Source organism: Streptomyces oceani (assembly GCF_001751245.1).
GTDB classification, from domain to species: domain Bacteria; phylum Actinomycetota; class Actinomycetes; order Streptomycetales; family Streptomycetaceae; genus Streptomyces; species Streptomyces oceani.
Genome location: NZ_LJGU01000148.1, coordinates 488 through 18,155 on the forward strand (window position 1 = coordinate 488; position 17,668 = coordinate 18,155).

13 protein-coding genes, 1 tRNA gene and 1 pseudogene are annotated in these 17,668 nt (G+C 71.6%); 8 read left to right on the plus strand and 7 right to left on the minus strand.

Annotated features, from left to right (window positions below; all coding sequences use genetic code 11):
* Positions 1–99: 99 nt before the first annotated feature.
* From AN216_RS21805 to AN216_RS21815, 3 genes are all read right to left on the minus strand, one after another.
* Complete coding sequence (locus tag AN216_RS21805) at positions 100–1,767, minus strand: long-chain fatty acid--CoA ligase (protein ID WP_070198420.1); 1,668 nt, start codon at positions 1,765–1,767, stop codon at positions 100–102.
* Between the two features lie 137 nt (positions 1,768–1,904).
* Positions 1,905–2,498, minus strand: a complete 594-nt coding sequence (locus AN216_RS21810; protein ID WP_070198421.1) for a SigE family RNA polymerase sigma factor — start codon at positions 2,496–2,498, stop codon at positions 1,905–1,907.
* Between the two features lie 236 nt (positions 2,499–2,734).
* Entirely contained in the window at positions 2,735–3,670 is a 936-nt protein-coding gene (locus AN216_RS21815; protein ID WP_079166860.1) for a DUF1906 domain-containing protein, read from the minus strand.
* A 245-nt stretch (positions 3,671–3,915) separates the two neighbouring features.
* Between AN216_RS21815 and AN216_RS21820 the strand changes: the two genes are divergently transcribed.
* Positions 3,916–4,725, plus strand: coding sequence for a hypothetical protein (locus tag AN216_RS21820; protein ID WP_139140975.1), 810 nt, complete (start codon positions 3,916–3,918; stop codon positions 4,723–4,725).
* A 240-nt stretch (positions 4,726–4,965) separates the two neighbouring features.
* Here AN216_RS21820 and AN216_RS21825 read toward each other — a convergent pair.
* Positions 4,966–5,052: transfer RNA gene (locus AN216_RS21825), tRNA-Ser, on the minus strand.
* Positions 5,053–5,257: 205 nt separating this feature from the next.
* Here AN216_RS21825 and AN216_RS21830 point away from each other — a divergent pair.
* Entirely contained in the window at positions 5,258–6,049 is a 792-nt protein-coding gene (locus AN216_RS21830; RefSeq protein WP_420855785.1) for a D-Ala-D-Ala carboxypeptidase family metallohydrolase, read from the plus strand.
* Between the two features lie 158 nt (positions 6,050–6,207).
* Here the strand turns inward: AN216_RS21830 and AN216_RS21835 are convergent, their stop codons facing one another.
* Positions 6,208–8,196 (minus strand): S1C family serine protease, encoded by a 1,989-nt coding sequence (locus tag AN216_RS21835; protein WP_070198425.1) that lies wholly within the window; start codon positions 8,194–8,196, stop codon positions 6,208–6,210.
* Between the two features lie 196 nt (positions 8,197–8,392).
* On the opposite strand from AN216_RS21835, the gene AN216_RS21840 reads away from it, so the two are divergent.
* From AN216_RS21840 to AN216_RS21850, 3 genes are all read left to right on the plus strand, one after another.
* Positions 8,393–9,232: a glycerophosphodiester phosphodiesterase gene (locus tag AN216_RS21840; protein WP_420855786.1), complete on the plus strand. Its 840-nt coding sequence runs from the start codon at positions 8,393–8,395 to the stop codon at positions 9,230–9,232.
* Between the two features lie 155 nt (positions 9,233–9,387).
* Positions 9,388–10,071, plus strand: coding sequence for an ATP-binding protein (locus AN216_RS21845; RefSeq protein WP_338059277.1), 684 nt, complete (start codon positions 9,388–9,390; stop codon positions 10,069–10,071).
* A gap of 222 nt (positions 10,072–10,293) precedes the next feature.
* On the plus strand, positions 10,294–11,262 hold the full coding sequence (locus AN216_RS21850; protein ID WP_070198427.1) for a DUF5926 family protein: 969 nt from the start codon (positions 10,294–10,296) through the stop codon (positions 11,260–11,262).
* 593 nt (positions 11,263–11,855) lie between these two features.
* Here AN216_RS21850 and AN216_RS21855 read toward each other — a convergent pair.
* Positions 11,856–12,545 (minus strand): bifunctional DNA primase/polymerase, encoded by a 690-nt coding sequence (locus AN216_RS21855; RefSeq protein WP_070198428.1) that lies wholly within the window; start codon positions 12,543–12,545, stop codon positions 11,856–11,858.
* Between the two features lie 582 nt (positions 12,546–13,127).
* Between AN216_RS21855 and AN216_RS21860 the strand changes: the two genes are divergently transcribed.
* Together AN216_RS21860 and AN216_RS21865 are read left to right on the plus strand one after the other, a co-directional pair.
* A complete protein-coding gene (locus tag AN216_RS21860) occupies positions 13,128–14,627 on the plus strand; it encodes a PP2C family protein-serine/threonine phosphatase (RefSeq protein WP_420855787.1) in 1,500 nt (499 codons plus the stop codon).
* 143 nt (positions 14,628–14,770) lie between these two features.
* Entirely contained in the window at positions 14,771–16,255 is a 1,485-nt protein-coding gene (locus AN216_RS21865; RefSeq protein ID WP_070198429.1) for an aminopeptidase P family protein, read from the plus strand.
* Between the two features lie 63 nt (positions 16,256–16,318).
* On the opposite strand, the gene AN216_RS21870 is transcribed toward AN216_RS21865, so the two are convergent.
* On the minus strand, positions 16,319–16,957 hold the full coding sequence (locus AN216_RS21870) for an ATP-binding protein (RefSeq protein ID WP_070198430.1): 639 nt from the start codon (positions 16,955–16,957) through the stop codon (positions 16,319–16,321).
* A gap of 258 nt (positions 16,958–17,215) precedes the next feature.
* Between AN216_RS21870 and AN216_RS30390 the strand changes: the two are divergent.
* Positions 17,216–17,668: pseudogene (locus AN216_RS30390) on the plus strand (hypothetical protein); the annotation flags it as partial.

The window sequence follows — 17,668 nt, forward strand, 5'->3', positions numbered from 1 at the left end:
CCGGGCCGCCGCGCGGCACCGGCCGGCCAGTGCCAGTACGACGCCGGCTGGGCGCGCCCGTACGGCACGGGCCACGGCGGACGGGACGGGCGAGGCGCGCTACGCGCCGCCGTCCAGCCGGGTCACGTCCAACTCTCCGGCGGCGTACCGCCCCCGCAGGACCTTCTTGTCGAACTTGCCCACGCTGGTCTTCGGCACCTCAGCCGCCCGCGCCCAGCGCTCCGGCAACTGCCAACGCGCCACGCGCTCGCCGAGATGGGCCCGCAGCTCCTCGTACGTGACGTCGCCCGCGTGCTCCGCCAGCACCACCACCGCCAACGGACGCTCGCCCCACTTCTCATCCGGGACGGCGACCACCGCGGCCTCCGCGATCGCCTCGTGTCCCATCAGCCCGTTCTCCAACTCGACCGAGGAGATCCACTCACCACCGGACTTGATCACGTCCTTGGCGCGGTCGGTCAGCGTGAGGTACCCGTCCGGCGTGATCACCCCGACGTCGCCCGTACGCAGCCAGCCATCCGGGCTGAACTTGTCCTCCGGACGGTCCGGTTCGGCGCCCGTACCGCCGTAGTACGCGGCCGCGATCCACGGACCACGCACCTCCAGCTCCCCCGCGGACTCGCCGTCCCACGGCATGAACCCGCCGTCCGGTCCGGCCAGCCGGGCCTCCACGGATGCCGGGAAGCGGCCCTGCGTGACCCGGTACGGCCACTGCTCCTCCTCGCTGAGGCCACCGGGCGGGCGCGCGAGCGTGCCCAGCGGAGAGGTCTCGGTCATGCCCCAGGCGTGGCGGACCCGGACACCGTGCTGCTCCTCGAACGCGCGCATCAGCGCGGGCGGGCAGGCGGAACCGCCGATGGTGACCGTCTCCAGGCTGGAGATGTCGCGCGGACGCTCGGTCAGCTCGCCGAGCAGCCCCTGCCAGATGGTCGGCACGGCCGCGGCGTGCGTCGGGCGCTCCCGCTCGATCATCTCCGCGAGCGGGGCCGGCTGGAGGAAACGGTCCGGCATCAGCATGTTGACGCCGGACATGAAGGTGGCGTGCGGCAGGCCCCAGGCGTTCACATGGAACATCGGGACTACCGGCAGGGTGGTGTCGGCGTCCGTGAGGCCCATCGACTCCGCGGTGTTGACCTGCATCGAGTGCAGATAGATGGAGCGGTGCGAGAAGACCACGCCCTTGGGCTCGCCGGTCGTGCCCGAGGTGTAGCACATCGCGGCGGCCTGGCGTTCGTCCAGCTCCGGCCAGTCGTAGTGGGTCGGGCGGCCGTTCAGCAGCGCCTCGTACTCGTGCACCGCCGGACGGCAGCCGTCCAGCGCTGAGAGGTCACCGGGCCCGGACACCACCACGTGCTCGACGCTCTCCAACCGGGCCAGCAGGGGCGCCAGCAGCGGCAGCAGCGAACCGTTGACCAGCAGCACCCGGTCCTGTGCGTGCCCCACGATCCACACCAGCTGCTCCGGCGGCAGCCGCAGGTTGAGCGTGTGCAGGACGGAGCCCATGGCGGGGAGGGCGTAATACGCCTCGACATGCTCGGCGTTGTTCCACATGAGCGTCCCGACCGGCTCGTCCGGCCGTACGCCCAGCTCCGACCGCAACGCGTGCGCCAACTGCGCGGCCCGGGCGCCGGACTCGGCAAAGGTGCGGCGTCGCGGGGCCTCGTCCGGGCCGTTCCAGGTCGTGATCAGTGACTTCCCGTGCACCGTCGAACCGTGGCGCAGGATGCGCGCGACCGTCAGTGGTACGTCCTGCATCGTGCTGAGCACCGGGGACCTCCCCGAGTTACGGGCGGGTATGGGGTGCTGCGATTCTCCATCCGTACCAGTTGGTATGTCACTACCTCGAGCAGGTGCCGTCCTGAGCGCGCGTCCCCTACGGGGCGGTCACCACGGCGTACGGTCGCCTACGCCGCGACCCGCGCCCTGTCACACAGCATCCCGGTCGACTCGCCCCGGGTGTCGGCGACCAGCTGCGGGTCGTCCCGAAGCTTGGCCAACGCGCGGGAGACCGCGCTCTTCACGGTGCCCACGGAGACCCCCAGCACCTCGGCGGTCTGCACCTCGCTGAGATCCTCGTAATACCGCAGGACGACCATCGCCCGCTGCCGCGCCGGCAGTTTGAGCACCGCCCGCCACATGGCGTCCCGTACCGCCTGCTGCTCGGCGGGATCCGGGCCGGACTGCGGTTCCGGCTCCGGCAGGTCCTCGACCGCGAACTCGTCGACCCGGCGCTTGCGCCACTGCGAGGTACGGGTGTTCAGCAGCGCGCGGCGGACGTAACCGTCCAGCGCGCGGTGGTCCTCGATGCGCTCCCAGGACAGATACGTCTTGGTCAGCGCGGTCTGCAGCAGATCCTCGGCGTCGGTCGGATTGGCGGTGAGAGAGCGCGCGGTACGCAGCAGCACCGGTCCGCGCGTCCGCACGTAGGACGTGAACGTGAACTGGGTCACGGTCGATGCGGAGCCCCGTTCGCTCCGTTCGGTGCCAGGCGTGGTCATGGCTCAACGCTAGAAGTGCCCACGTACCGTACGAATCGCCCGGAGGTCCCGATGCCACGTCCCCCTGAGGGAGTACGCCGGGCGCTGCCTACACCTCCTGCGGGTGGAGGTCGTTCACGCCACCCCTGGGACTGGTCTCAGGGTAGGTCCCAGGGGTGTCGGCTCGGCCCGCTCGAAGGGCCGCACGGCCGCTCGGCGGGCGTACGGGCCGGCTCCCGGCGGGGCGCCGCCGCGGGTCAGCGGAGGATCGCCACCGGGGCGTCCACCATGTTCTCGTCGACCAACAGGGTCCGGCCGCCGTACGTCCGCCGTACGTTCCCCTCGTACTGGTGGATGCGGCGGTGCGGCTGCCAGGCGCCCGGGGCGAGCGCGGGCTCGTCGTGCAGACTCGCCGGGCCCTCCCAACGGGCGAACCACACGACGTCCGGCAGATCCGGCGCGCCGGCCTCGCGTGCCCGCTCCAGGTGGACGACCCCGGAGGTCGCGCTGCTGTAGAAACCGGGGATGCGGTCGAGGCGCCGCACCTCGCTGCTCCAGCCCTGGATGAACTCCAGTGTGGTACGGGCACATTGGGCGTCGTCCTCGTCGTACGCCTCCATGTCGAGGTAGACGGGACTGTTCGCCGCCAGCCCCAACTCCCTTGCCTGGGCCACCGCGTCCCGGCCCTCGCGTACGCCCCGCCGTCGCGGATCGTCCGAGTCCAGCGCGTACGGGCGCTTCCGCTCGGCGTGCACACAGGGCGCCTGCGAGCCGACGTACAGCGGCAGCAGCCGCCAGCCCAGCTCACTCACGTCGGACACCCACCGCCGGTCCAGGTTCGGCTGCTCGGGACAGGCCCGGCCACGGCCGCCGATGTAGACACCGACACCGCGGTAGGGCGAGTCGGTCCAGGCCCGCATGGTGTCGTACGAGGGCGCGACGCACGTGTCGAACGCCTTGCCCTGGAAGACCCGGGCGCCCTCCTCCCGCGGGTCACCGCGCGGGCCCTCGGGCGCCGCGGCACGGGAGCCCGGAGCTGGCGGGGCGGCGTACGGGCCTGCCGGATCGGCGGCGTACGGGCCTGGCTCGACGGGCTGCGGAAGGGGGAGCGGTCGGTCGGTGGCCAGCGCGGGGGCGGTCGTACCGGCCAGGAGCGAGGCGAGCGCCGCGAGCAGGACCAGGGCGCGTCTCATCAGGGGGTGTGTCAGCCGCATGAGCCAGAGTGAACGGCCGGAAATCCGATGCCCCGCACAGGCGTGCCGGATTGCTGACGGGATTCAGCCGTTCGCCGCAGCCGCGTGCACAGGGCCGGCTGTCCGTCCCGCAGGCGCACGGACGCGGATGGCCCGCGATCGACCGACTGCGGATCGTCGATTCCCCCTCCTCGATCAATCACCAGATGTCAGACTGACGGGTTGGTCGAAGAGGGGGAGGATGTATGAGTCCACGTCATCCACAGGATCCGCGGGTGCCGGACCCGCACCGAGGACGGCCACCCGCCCCTCCGGAGCCGGCTCCGGAGGGGCCGGAGGATGGTCAACTGCGGCTCGGCGACGGTCACATGAGGCTCGATCCGAACCTCACACCGCATCAGCGTAGCCTGGCGTTGAGGATTCAGCGGACCAGCAAGGGCTTCGGAGTCGGTTTCGTGCTGGGACTACCCCTCACCTTCGGTGGCGCCCACTACGGCGTGACCGAGCACCCGGCCGGCTTCGTCGCGTCCGCCCTCGGCCTCGCACTGCTCGTGGTGGGCGCCGTCGCCACGGTGAAGCTCCGGGCTCTCAGGCGGCAGCTTCGACAGATCACCCCCGACGCCTGGCGTTCTCCCGTCGCGCATCTGCCGAGCGCGCGCAAGGCCGCCAGGCTGGCCGCCTACCTCAACGGCCTGCTGGCAGCGCTCTCACTCGCCGCGGCCGGCTATCTGCTGGTCAAGGGTGCTGGCTGGGGCGCGTACGGAAACTCCATCGGCTTCGGCGCGCTGCTGACCGCGGCGTTCCTGCCACTCGCGATGGCCACCGCCGCGACGTTGACCATCCCCCAGCTGCTGCGGGGCGTACCAGCGGGTGCGAGGATCGGTCGGTCGCTGTACTCGATCCTCATGCTGCTTGGCTCGATGGTGCTCTTCAGCGGCGTCGAGTCGGCCGCCGTGGTGCCCCTGACAGCCGGTGGCACGGTCACCGCGATCTGTCTGGCCGCCATGACGCTCCTGGGTCGAATGGCCCAGCGCATGCGTGCCGAGAGCGGCTGACGAAGCGTCCCCTTTAATGGCCGCCGGCCCGGGTCCCGTAAGGGTGCGCCACTGAGAGCGCCCGACAGCGACGCACCGGGGCGGGCTCGTTCTCCGGTCAGGGACCGGGGGTCTTGGCCGCGGGTTGGCCGCACGCACCTACCAACGGGGGAACGGATCGGGACAGGACGACACGGAGAGTGAGCGAGAGCGGAGCCCGGATCTCCGGGCTCCGCTCTCACCTGCGTCATCTTCACCCTGCGGAGGCGGTGGGATTTGAACCCACGGTGACATCGCTGCCACGACGGTTTTCAAGACCGTTCCCTTCGGCCGCTCGGGCACACCTCCCCGTGCCACGGGTGACGCGGCACAGGGACACCCTAGACGAGGAACCCGGTCGACTCATCTCGCCGGGTGAGTCAAAGCGAACAAAAGCCACGGTGGATGTTCCGCAGGCCGGAGAACATTGGTCTGGGCCGGTGGAATTCGTGCCCGGGCGTTGACCCAACGGCCCGACTCCCGCAAGTCTTTGGTCACTCAACAAGGAGGTTCTGTGAAGAAGCGCGGCGTCAGACTCACTCTTCCAATTGTCATGCTCACAGCAGCAGCGACTGCCTTCGCGGGTACGACCGCGAGTGCCTCTCCCTCGGAGAAGGCCGAGCCGACCAAAGCATCCCAGGTGACCCCCAAGGCCCAAGCGGCCGACGGCTGCTACACCTGGGACCGCACCCTCAAGGAGGGCATGGAAGGCGGCGATGTCAAGGAGTTGCAGATCCGGGTGGGCGGATACGCGGCCCGGGGCGCGGTGTTGGCCGTTGACGGAGTGTTCGGTCCGGCCACCAAGGCCGCGGTCGCACGCTTCCAGGATGCCTACGGGCTCTCCTCGGACGGAGTCGCCGGCCCGAACACCTTCGGCAAGATCTACGAGCTGCAGGACAACGACTGCACCCCCGCCCATTTCTCGTACGCGGAACTGAACCAGTGCAACAGCGACTGGTCGGGCGGCCCGCTCTCGGCTGCGGCGACCAAGGCGAACGCGCTGCGTTCGATGTGGAAGCTGGAGGCGCTGCGGCACGCGCTCGGTGACAAGCCGATCCGGGTGACCAGCGGATTCCGGTCCTACTCCTGCAACGAGGCCGTCGGTGGGGCGCCGAGCAGCCGGCACCTGTACGGCGACGGCGTGGACCTGGGCGCTGGGTCCCACTCCTTGTGCACCATGGCCAAGGCCGCCCGCGACCGCGGCTTCAGCGGCATCCTGGGCCCGGGCTACCCCGGCCACAACGACCACATCCACGTCTCCAACCGCAACGGCCAGTCCTGGCAGGCCCCGAGCTGCGGCATGTGACCAGCTGAGCCCGCCGGGCCGGGCGGAGGGGCAGTTCTGGCCCGTTGCTCCCGGCCGGTCTCCCCAGCCGCACGGCCCGGCCCGTGCTCCGGCGCTGGGAGCGGTGTTTGGGGGTACGGAGCGGCTCCGTACCCCCAAACACCCGATCGGCCTGGCCCTCAGTCGTCGCCCTTCCGCTCTCCCAGGGTCAGCTCCGTGGTCTGCTCCTCGCCGTCCCGCTCGTACGTCAACTTCACCTTCTCGCCGGGCTCGTGCGACCAACTCGTGGCGATCAGCGTCGGACCACTGTCGATGTGCCGGCCCGCGAACTCGGTGATCACATCGCCCGGTTCGAGCCCCGCCTGGTCGGCTGGGCCACCCTTGGTGACGGGGGCGCCGCCCGCGGAGGTCTCCACGATCTGGGCGCCGTCGCCACTACTCTGGCCCGTGTTCACCCGTACGCCGATCACCGGGTAGACCGGGACCCCGGTTTCGATCAGCTGGGTGGCCACGCGCTTGGCCTGGTTGATCGGGATCGCGAAGCCGAGCCCGACGCTGCCGCCCTGACCCTGCCCCATGCCACCGTCGCTGCCCGAGCGGATCGCGGAGTTCACGCCGATCACCGCGCCCTTGGCGTTGAGGAGCGGGCCGCCCGAGTTGCCGGGGTTGACCGAGGCGTCGGTCTGCAGGGCGTTCATGTACGAGGCTTCGGAGCCCTGGCCGTCGCTGGAAGCCACCGGCCGGTCCTGCGCGCTGACGATCCCGGTGGTGACGGTGCCGGACAGCCCGAAGGGGGCGCCGATGGCGATGGTCGAGTCGCCCACCTTCATCTTCTCCGAGTCGCCCAGCGGCAGGGGCTTGAGCTCCCGGTCACCGGTGCCCTGGAGTTTTATGACCGCCACGTCGTAACCCTCGGCCCGACCCACGATCTGAGCCTCGTACGACTTCCCGTCGGAGAAGGTGGCGGTCAGCTTGCCGCCGTCGGCGGCGCCGGCGACCACGTGGTTGTTGGTGAGGATGTGGCCCTCCTCGTCGAAGACGAAGCCGGTGCCGGTGCCGGCTCCCTCCGCACCGCCGGCCTGGATCGTCACGACGCTGGGCAGCGCCTTGTTGGCGATCCCGGCCACGGAGTCCGGCGAGCGGTTCAGGGCCTCCGACCCACCGCCCGCGGAGACCGTCGTCGATCCGGAGCCGTCCCGGTCGGCGGCCCAGAATCCGATACCGCCGCCGACCCCTCCGGCCAGCAGCGCAGCCGCGACAACGGCGGCCAGCAGCGCCCCCGGCCGACGCCTGCCGCCCCCACCGCCACTCGGGCTCGCACCGGGTGGCGCGTTCCACGGGTACTCCGGACCACCCGGGGCGCCTCCTCCCGGCGGGCCGCCTTCCGCACCGTGTCCGTGTCCATGCCCATATCCGGCTCCCGGTGGCGGCGGATACGCCCCGGCCGGGCCGTGCGTCGGCGGCTGCGCGCTTCCGTACGCCGTGCCACCGTCGTACACGGCGCCCTGGCCCTCGCCGGTCTGGTGCCCCGGGCCGGGATGCGCCGCCGGGACGCCGCCGGTCTGGGACGCGCCGGGCGGCGAGGGCGGCGGCCCCTGCGGGGGTGGCACGGGGTGCATGGTTGGCGGGGCCTCCGGTTCGACCCGTGGCAGCGCCGCGGTGGCCTGCGATCCACCGCCGGAACCGGCCTCGGCGCCACCGGTGCTCGGGCTGACCTGGGTCGTCGAGCCGGTGTCCCGTACGGGCTCCACGGGCCGTAGTTCAGCGGTGTGCTCGCTCGGCCGGGGGGCCGCCCCGTCACCGGGCGCGTCCCCGCCGGCGGCCTTCGGGACAGCCGCTCCGCTCGCCGTGTCGCCCTCGGCGCCACGGTGCTCGCCCGACGCGGCGTCGGCCGCCCCACCGAACGCCGCCGTGACGGCCGAGTGCGCGTCCGCGGAGCCCGCTTCCGAGGTGACCGTGCCCGGGTGCGTACCGCGGTCCGCCGCGCTGGCCGACGCACCGGCCGCGGACGCGGGCTCCGCCAACTCGAAGTCCTCCTCCCCGGACGCCGCCGCGGCCCGTCCCTCCGGTGAGGAACTGTCGTCCGCACGGTCGGGGGCCGCGTCGCTGTGCGTAGGCTCGGGGCCCGCCGCGGGCGATGCGGCAGCGCCCTCGTTCTCGGTGCTCACAGTTCACTCCTCAGGTACACGACATCGCGAAACAGGCGTGCGGTCTTCGGCTTGCCACACCAGCATTTCCCATGGTCCGTCAGCGGGACGTAAATCGGCACGCGCTCGCGGGCAGTGCCCTCTTACATAGGGCAATTCCGACGCCCCCGACCCACACCCCGTAGTCCCGCCAAGGCCCCGGTGGCACGATAAACCCGTGCACCGCGACCAGCACCAGAGCCAGCGTCCGTTGCCCGCCCGGGCCCGCGACCAGATCGCCGTCGTGGCTCATCGTGGTGCCTCCGGCGAAGTCCCCGAACACACCCTGACCGCGTACCGCAAGGCCATCGAGGACGGCGCCGACGCGCTGGAGTGCGACGTGCGCATGACCGCGGACGGACATCTCGTGTGCGTCCACGACCGACGTGTGAACCGCACCTCCAACGGCCGCGGCGCGGTCTCCGCGCTCGAGCTGACCGAGCTGGCCGAACTGGACTTCGGCTCCTGGAGGCAGGCCCGTACGACCGGTTGGGGCCCCGACCCCTACGAGTCCCCGGAGCGTGAGGACACCGACCGTACCTCGGTGCTGACCCTGGAGCGGCTGCTTCGACTCGTCGCGGAAGCCGACCGTCCGGTGGGGCTCGCCATCGAGACCAAGCACCCGACCCGCTGGGCCGGCCAAGTGGAGGAGCAGCTGCTGCGGCTGTTGGCGCGGCATCGACCCAGCACACCCGTGCGGGTCATGAGTTTCTCGGCACGCTCCCTGCACCGGGTGCGAGCAGCGGACCCCTCGCTGCCGACCGTGTACCTGACGCAGGTCCTGCTGCCCCGGATGCGGGACGGTCGGCTGCCACAGGGGGGCACCGTCTCCGGCCCTAACGTCCGTATCCTGCGCACTCATCCCGAGTACGTCGCGCGAGCCCACCAGGCGGGCCACGAGGTGCACGTGTGGACGGTGAACGACCGGGAGGACGTCGAGCTGTGCGCGCGCCTGGGGGTGGACGCGGTCATCACCAACCACCCGTCGCGGGTACGTGCCCAGTTGGCACACGGCTGATCGTCAACTCCCCGGGCTGGTCAGTGCGTTAGTGGATTGTCACGAATACGTCAAGCCAGTGTGGCTGACCGGTTTCCTGCACCCCGTGCCTGGGCATCCATTGGGTTGGCGCGACAAGGGAGGTCTCGGGGGTGGCGTTGGTGATGGCACGGCGAGTGCCTGCTTCGTCGACCATGGCGGTGCCGCACGGCGCGGCCGGTGTCGGTTCGGCTCGGCGTAGGCTGCGCGCGGAGTTGCTCGCGTGCGCGGTCCCCGCGAGTCTCATCGAGGACGCGCTGCTGGTCCTCTCCGAGCTGCTGAGCAACTCCGGCCGACACGCGCGTCCCCTGTACGGCGCCTCGGGCACCTCAGCGGCGTTCGTACGAGCCGACTGGCACCGGGCGGCGACCGGCGAACTCACCCTCTCGGTCACGGACGGCGGAGGGCCCACCCGGCCACGGCCGGCCACTCCCTCGATCACCGCGCGCGGCGGACGCGGACTGACGATCATCACCACACTCGCGGATGACTGGGGCGTGCGCGACGGGGACTCGAACGAGTGGCCCTCGGACGGGCGGGACGGGCGGTCCACGGAACCGGCGGGCGAGGGCGTCGCACGCGGGGGCGCGTCGGGAACGAGCGCGGTGTGCCGGGCGGTCAGTGGCGCGCGGACGACCGGAGCGAGCGACGCGGCGGAGAGGGCGGCGGGTGTCACCGTCTGGGCCGTGCTCGCTCCGTCCCCGGAGACCAGCGGCGAGCCCGGTGACCCGGAAGGAGCGGGTGTCGGGGGCACGGCCGTGGCGTTCGGCGGCGCGTTCGCCGGCGTGGACCTGCTGGCGGAGCTGGACGAGCCGGCCTGACCGCCGGTGCGGGCTGACGCGCGGGCAGTACGGGAGCAGGGGAAGCGGCAGCGCGTGCGGACGGAGTGGGCGTGGGGGGCGGTCCGTGTGAGTGTCCTCGGGCACGGGACCCCGGCCCGTGCCGCGTCGGTCGAGGTTCGCCCGGTCGCCGGGTCACCCGCCGCGGGGGCGCTAGGCTGCGGCGCACACATCGTTCGCCGGACCGGGAGTACGAGACACGCCATGGCCAAGAAGCGCCGCCCCCAGACCAAGGCCAGTACGCCACAGCGAACCACGGGGGAGATGCCCGTCGTCGGGGCACGCGAGCCCTGCCCCTGTGGTTCCGGCCGCCGCTACAAAGCGTGCCACGGCCGGGCCGCCGCACAGGCGGCGACCGAGCTGGTGCAGCGCCCGTTCGAGGGCCTGCCCGGCGAGTGCGACTGGGTCGCCCTGCGGGAGCTGGTGCCCGCCGGCACCGCCGAGTTGACGCTGAAGGGCGGACTGCCCGAGGGCGTTCCGGTCGTACGGCTGGCCACCGTCCTCCCGATGGCCTGGCCGGCCCTGCGCCGGGACAACGGCGAGGTCCTCATCGGCCTACAGAACGACACGGCCTCCGGCGACATCAGCCGGGACCTGGCGGACGTACTGACCCGCGCGCTGGCCGCCGAGCCCGGCAAGCCGGTGGACGCGGGACGGGCGGCGCCCGACGGTCCCCGACTGCAGGACCTGCTCGACCCGCACGCGGCCTTCGTGCCGGAGGTGCACGAGGGATTCGAGTTCTGGCTGGACGACGCGGAGAACGCGACGGGCGAGGTCGCCGCCTCGCTGGAGCGCGCCAACTCCGCGGCGATCCCGACCGCGCGGCTCGCCGAGCAGGAGGGGGCGTACTGGTGTGAGACCCCCGAACGGAACCACCTGCGCTGGGTGATGGCACACCCCGAGGAGACCCTCCTGGACGCGCTCGCCCGGCTGCACGCCGCCGGGGACTCCGGGCTCGGGGCGGAGACCCGGTTGGTCGGTTCGTTCCGGGCGCACGGTCTGATGGTGCCGGTCTGGGACCTGCCGAGCACGATGACCGCGGCGGACTGTGCGGCGCCGGCGGCGTCCTTCGCCAAGCGCCTCACCGAGGCGTTGGGCACCACGGATCCGCTGAGCGCCGCGGAGCGTCGTGCCCGCAGCGGGCTCACCAACCGGCAGGTGACGCTCAGTTGAGCGAAGTGTGCCGGTGACGCGAGAGAATCGTGCCGTGATGCCCGTCACAATGAGTGCCGCGCACGGCATACCCGCAGGTAACTCGCCGACTCAATCTGGTCGATGGAATTTGCGGATGGCCAATCTCTTGTTACCGTTCTAAGTGCCCGGTCGCTGGTGCATCCCCCGTCGCCAGCGACCGGGCCTTTTGCTGCCCCGGAGTCGGGCAAGCGCCTTCGCCTCCTCTGACGCCACCGCCAACTGGCCGCTTCTATCAACGAGTTCAGCCCGCCGAGGAGAGCGCGAATGACATGCGCGGTTCGGTCGCCACCTTTCGCGCATACGGGATTCCGACCCGCCGGCGACGAATAATTGTTCACTCGCCCAATTCAGCCGGGAAACAGCACTCCAACCGCCGTGCCAAGCTCACGAGATGCGGTCTACGCGGATAGCGAGAGGGGAATCTTTTGCCACACAGGCAGAAGCCGAGGCGCTTCCTCTCGTGAAGGTCGGGCAACACGGCACGCCCCGCCACGGCCGTACGTCGGCACGCGTCGCACGCTCGCCCGCGGCCGTACGGGCGCACGAGCCGCGCGCCCGTACGCCAGGCCGGGTCAGTACGCCAGCGAGCCACCCGAGTCCGGGACCACGGAGCTCTGCTCCACCAGCACCTCGACCAGCTCGCTCATCCGGGGCAGCCAGGGCGCGCGGCGCCCCCGCTCGACGACCGGCCGGCGCTCCCAACGGACGGCGCCGAGCCCGGTGTCGCTGGGCGGCAGAGCGACGTAACCCCCGTCGCCGTGGAATCGGAGCGAGCTCGGCACGGCGTCGTACGTGCTGAGGAGTTCGCCCAGCTCCGCGAGGTCGTACGGAGCGACGAGCAGCGCCCAGCGGCTGCGACTGGCCAGCACGGGACCGACCCGCACCCGGAGCCGCTCGAACTCCCGCAACGCACGGGCACCGGCCACGGCGGGCAGACTCAGCGCGCAGGGTGCCCGGCCGCCCGGCCCGGGCGCGCCGGTGGCCATGATCAGTGCGGCGTCCGGTCTGCGGGTCCACCACCAGTCGACCATCCGGGCGTCGGAGGTCGCGGCCAGCAGCACGGGGTCGGCGGGATGCGCGCCCGGCACCGAGCAGGCCGGATCAGCGCAGGAACAGACGGGCGTACGCGGGTCCGGCCCCTCGGTCCGGCACGCGTACGTGGTGCCCGGGAGGAGGGGCCACTGCCACTGGGTCGCGTAGCTGAGTGCCGCGTTTCGCGGCGCTGGCCGGGTCATGCGTCGCCTTCCGAGGATCTCGCGCATGAGCGCTCGTTCCTTTCCGTTAACGCCGGTGATCTTCTCGTTCGGAGATCGTGCAGCCCATCACACCACGTGGTTCACGAGTCACACTGTGTACTGCGTGATTGCGCGTACAAGGCACTTGCAACATGCCGCTCAGCGAGCGTGGTACCTGGCCGGGCAGCGCGCGCTGCGCTGCTTCTGGTGCTCCCGCCAGTCTTCGGGGTGGGGCGCGGCCGTCACGGGGTAAGACGTGCGAAGGCCCGTCGGAGTTCCGTACCCGTGCCGGCCGAGGTGAAGCCCCTCTCCCGTCGCACGGTACGCACCGCTGGGTGATGCCGTGCTGGGCTTTCGTACGGGGTCAGTCGAACGCAAAACCTGTGGGAGGGGGCTGTTTCCAGCCAAGTTGCCCCGGGACGGCTTGTCACCCTGACGGCGACCCCTTCCCATGGGCACCATCAATCCATCGGGACATTGCTGGACATGGTGTCACCAGTGCGTGTACATCTGGATGCATTGATAGCGGAGCAGCATGACATGGGGGTTTGCGATGCTATTGAGAAGAGTCAATACCGGCGGAAGCCGTCGCTCATGAGCACCCCTCGCATGCCGAATGTGGCTGGAATCAACCCCACCCTCCCGCCACCGCCACACAATGCGCCGGTTGATCAATTGGCCGCGGTCCAGGATCAGCTCGCGGGCTGGATCTCCGACCTCACCACACTGCACGACCTGACCGAACGGCTGGCGCGCACCCGTGGCCTGGACGCCGCGCTGGACGAACTGCTCAGCGCCGGCGCCACGCTGGTGGGAGCGCGGCGTGGCCTGATGGCGTTGACGTCAGCCGACGGAAGCAGCCCGGAACGCACCGTCGGCCTGGGTCTGGCACGGTCGGATCTCGGCCAGATCGAAACGATTCCTCGCACCTCCGCCTCGTACGCCCGCCTGCTGGACGGCCTGGGGCCCGAGGGCCCCGAACCAGGCGCGACGGCGACGCACGGCGCCGACTCAGGCGAGGACCCGCAGGACGGAGCCGGCCCAGAGCGCCCGGACAGCTCGGAGCGTCCGGACAATCCGGAGCGTCCCAAGAGGCCCGAGAGCCCGGAGGGCGCCGAGCCGAGCCGCCGGCAGGCCATCGCGTACCCCGACATCGCCGCCGACGAGCGACTCCATCCGCTCCACCGCGAGGTCGCCGCCCGACTCGGCCTCGGCGCCAGCTACGCCGTGCCGCTCACCGCCCATGACGGCACCCGGATCGGTGCCGCGGTGTGGCTCTACGACGGGCCCGCCGAGCCGAACGCTCGCCAGCGGCACCTCCTGGACCTGTATCTGCGCTGCGCGACCGAACAGCTCGCCCGGGACCTCGAACTCGCCCGGGCCCGCGCCGACGTGGCCGTCGTACACGAGGAGTTGCTGCCCAGCAGGCTCCCCCGGGTCCCCGGCGTGCACCTCGCGGTGCGGCACCGGACCGGACCGGCCGGTGGTGGCGACTGGTACGACGCGCTGGCTCTCCCCGAGGAGGCGCTGGGCCTCGCCGTGGGCCGGGTCACCGGGACGGGGCCGGCCACCATGGCCGCGATGGGGCGACTGCGTGCCGCGCTGCGCGCGTACGCGGTGATGGAGGGGGAGGACCCGGTCGCGGTGCTCTCCGACCTGGAGCTGCTGCTCCGACTGACCGAGCCGGCACGGACGGCCACCGCGCTGTTCGGCTACGCCGAGCCGGCCGCCCGCAGGGTCGTCATCGCCGGGGCCGGCCACTGCCCGCCGTTGATCACCGGCGCCGCGCGCACGGAGTACGCGGAGACGAGTCTGTCCGCGCCGCTCGGCATGCTGGCCTGCTGGGAGGCGCCGAGCCTCGAGATCGCGCTGCGCGCTGGAGAAACGCTGCTGCTGTACAGCGACGGGCTGCTGCACCGGATCGGCGGGAACGCCGACCAGGCTTTCACGCGGCTGCGGTCGGCCGCCGTCAACGCACCACCGGAGGCACGGGCGAATCCGGACGCTCTCGTCGACCACCTGTTGCGCTGCCTGCTGCCCGCCGAGATCGGCGAGTCTGGCGGGGCCGCCGACGAGGACGTCGTCCTGTTGGCCGCGCACTTCAGCTGACGGGGCGGATGGGCTGACCGGCGCTGACCGGCTCGTACGAACCCACTCGTACGGGTTCGCGCGTACGGACCGATCGGGCCCGTGCCCCCTGACAGAAACGTCACAGACTTTGACTCCTGTACGGCCCGCGGCGCGGCCATATCATGGACAGGCAGCCGGGCATCAGCACCAGGAGGAGTGACGACGTGGCAGACGCCGCTGAAGAGGAAGCGATCAAGCCCCGGAAGAACGGCCTGTATCCGGAGGTCTCCGAGGAACTCGCGGAGAACATGAAGACGGGCTGGGCCGACACCGAGCTGACCAACCTGGAACCGATCCCGCAGATCGCCGAGGCCGCCACCCGTCGCACCGCCCTGTCCGCGCGCTTCCCCGGCGAACGGCTCGTCATCCCGGCCGGCAATCTCAAGACCCGATCCAACGACACGGAGTATCCCTTCCGCTCCTCCGTGGAGTACGCCTACCTCACCGGCGACCAAACCGAGGACGGCGTCCTCGTCATGGAGCCCGCCGAGGACGGCGCCGGCCACGACGCCACCCTCTACCTCCTCCCCCGTTCCGACCGGGAGAACGGCGAGTTCTGGCTGGACGGCCAGGGCGAGCTGTGGGTCGGCCGGCGGCACAGTCTGGCCGAGAGCACGCAGCTGTACGGCCTGCCCTGCGAGGACGTCCGTACGGTCGCGGAGAAGCTGCGAGCCGCCACCGGCCCGGTGCGCGTCGTACGCGGATACGACCCGACGATCGAGCGGGCCCTCACCGACAAGGTCACCGCCGAGCGGGACGAGGAACTGCGTCAACACCTCTCCGAGATGCGGCTGGTCAAGGACGCTTTCGAGATCGGTGAGCTGGAGCGGGCCTGTGACTCCACGGTGCGCGGCTTCGAGGACGTCGTACGCAATCTCGAACGGGCCGAGGCGACCTCGGAGCGCTACATCGAGGGCACCTTCTTCCTGCGCGCCCGGGTGGAGGGCAACGACGTCGGGTACGGCTCGATCTGCGCCGCCGGCCCTCACGCCACCTCGCTGCACTGGGTGCGCAACGACGGCGCCGTCCGCCCCGGTGAACTGCTGCTGCTGGACGCGGGGGTGGAGACCCACACGCTCTACACCGCCGACGTCACCCGGACGCTGCCGATCAACGGCCGCTTCGACGAGCTACAGCGCAGGATCTACGACGCGGTGTACGAGGCGCAGGAAGCCGGCATCGCCGCCGTCCAGCCGGGCGCCAAGTACCTCGACTTCCACCACGCCGCCCAGCGGGTGCTGGCCACCAGGCTGGTCGAGTGGGACCTGTTGGAGGGCCCGGTCGAGCGGGTGCTGGAGCTGGGCCTGCAACGTCGTTGGACGCTGCACGGCACCGGGCACATGCTCGGGATGGACGTGCACGACTGCGCGGTGGCCCGGCGCGAGACGTACGCCGACGGCACCCTGGAGCCCGGCATGTGCCTGACCGTCGAGCCGGGGCTGTACTTCCAGAGCGACGACCTCACGGTGCCGGAGGAGTACCGCGGCATCGGCGTACGCATCGAGGACGACATCCTGGTGACCGAGGACGGCAACCGGAACCTCTCCGGCGGGCTGCCCCGTGCCAGCTCGGACGTGGAGTCCTGGATGGCGCGGCTGAAGGGCTGACACGCGGGACGTGTGCTGCCCGGGAGCCGCGGCGGCTCCCGGGCAGCACACGTCCGGGCTCTCCTAGCCGGCCCTGAGCAGGGCGTCGTCCCGCCACTTGAGGATCTTGTCGAAGCTGACCACCGCGCCGCCGTGACCGGGCCGGTTGTGGACGTGGACGTGGTCGGCGAGCGTCTCGATCAGACGGAGCCCCCGGCCGCTCTCCGCGAGCGGGACCGGCTCGACACCGCCCGGGCCCAGCGGAACGGCTCCCGTGCCGGGTGCCGGAACGGCCGCGACCATCGCTTCCGGCGCAGCCGGTTCCGGGGTGGCGGTCGGTTCCGGGGTGGCGGTCGGGGCGTAGGGCATGTCGAGCTGTACCCCGTGCGAATCCCGGTCGGGATCCGGACCGAGATCCACACCGGGGGACGGGCCGCACCGCACGCTGTGCCCGAGGGCGGCGGCGGAGAAGCCCGGACCCGGGTCCGTCACCTCGACGTGGCACATGTCGCCGTCGATACGGGCGCTCACGAGATATACGTCGCTGCTGTCGTTCGCTCCGTGCTCGACGGCGTTGGAGCAGGCCTCGGAGAGCGCGACCGCCACCTCGTACGCGACGTCCGGATCCACCCCCGCGGTCTCCATCGTGCCGAGCAGTAGTCGGCGGGCGAGGGGCACGCTGGCCGCCTCGCGACGCAGATGGAGAGACCACCAGATGCTCATGCTCATCCTCCAGGCTGCGGCTCGGGGAGCGGACATCATGGACCGCCCGGCCATATCGCTACGTATTGCCGAGGTGGGCGGAGAGTACGCATCGGCGGGGCCGGACTCCCCGTTCGGCGGACGCGGGGCGGTACACCGAGCATGTATGGCGCGGCTCCGGCGGGTCCCGTGCCGGATCCCGGCGCGGCTCGCGTCGAGGGCGCGAAGCCTCGGGGTGCCCGATGTGCGTGGAAAGCGCGGTGAGATGATGGCGCCGCCATGTCTGCCGGTGCCGACCTTCGACTGCTGCGGGCCGCGGTCTTCGCCGCGGCCTGTGCCGCGCTGGCCATGGCCGGCCATGTGCTGGTCACGAGCGCGCCCGTGCCGTGGTGGACGCTGGGGATCGGCTTCGCCCTGGTCCTGGCGGTCGTACTCCCGCTCGCCGGACGTGAACGCACCCTGCCCGGCATCGCCGCCGCGCTCGCGCTGGGTCAACTGGTGCTGCACGCGGTGTTCTCGTTCGGCCGGGTCACGGCGACACCGGCGGCCTCAGCGGCACCTTCCGGCCACCCCGACCCCGGCGGCGCGAACGACGGCCTCCGCGGCCTGGCAGCCGACCTGTTGTGCGGCAGCGGTGCGAACGGCACTCCCGGAGCGGCCCGAGCCCGCCAGGTGCTCGCCGACGCGGGCCTGTCCGGCGGAGCGGCGCGCGAGACCCTGCTGTACCGTACA

What these genes read in the sequence shown, in the direction of transcription:
- AN216_RS21850 (WP_070198427.1), top strand. Translation starts at nt 10,294, where the DNA reads ATGGCCAAGAAGCGCCGCCCCCAGACCAAGGCCAGTACGCCACAGCGA.
- AN216_RS21855 (WP_070198428.1), bottom strand. Translation starts at nt 12,545, where the DNA reads ATGCGCGAGATCCTCGGAAGGCGACGCATGACCCGGCCAGCGCCGCGA.
- AN216_RS21810 (WP_070198421.1), bottom strand. Translation starts at nt 2,498, where the DNA reads ATGACCACGCCTGGCACCGAACGGAGCGAACGGGGCTCCGCATCGACC.
- AN216_RS21865 (WP_070198429.1), top strand. Translation starts at nt 14,771, where the DNA reads ATGGACAGGCAGCCGGGCATCAGCACCAGGAGGAGTGACGACGTGGCA.
- AN216_RS21815 (WP_079166860.1), bottom strand. Translation starts at nt 3,670, where the DNA reads ATGAGACGCGCCCTGGTCCTGCTCGCGGCGCTCGCCTCGCTCCTGGCC.
- AN216_RS21870 (WP_070198430.1), bottom strand. Translation starts at nt 16,957, where the DNA reads ATGAGCATCTGGTGGTCTCTCCATCTGCGTCGCGAGGCGGCCAGCGTG.
- AN216_RS21860 (WP_420855787.1), top strand. Translation starts at nt 13,128, where the DNA reads ATGCCGAATGTGGCTGGAATCAACCCCACCCTCCCGCCACCGCCACAC.
- AN216_RS21820 (WP_139140975.1), top strand. Translation starts at nt 3,916, where the DNA reads ATGAGTCCACGTCATCCACAGGATCCGCGGGTGCCGGACCCGCACCGA.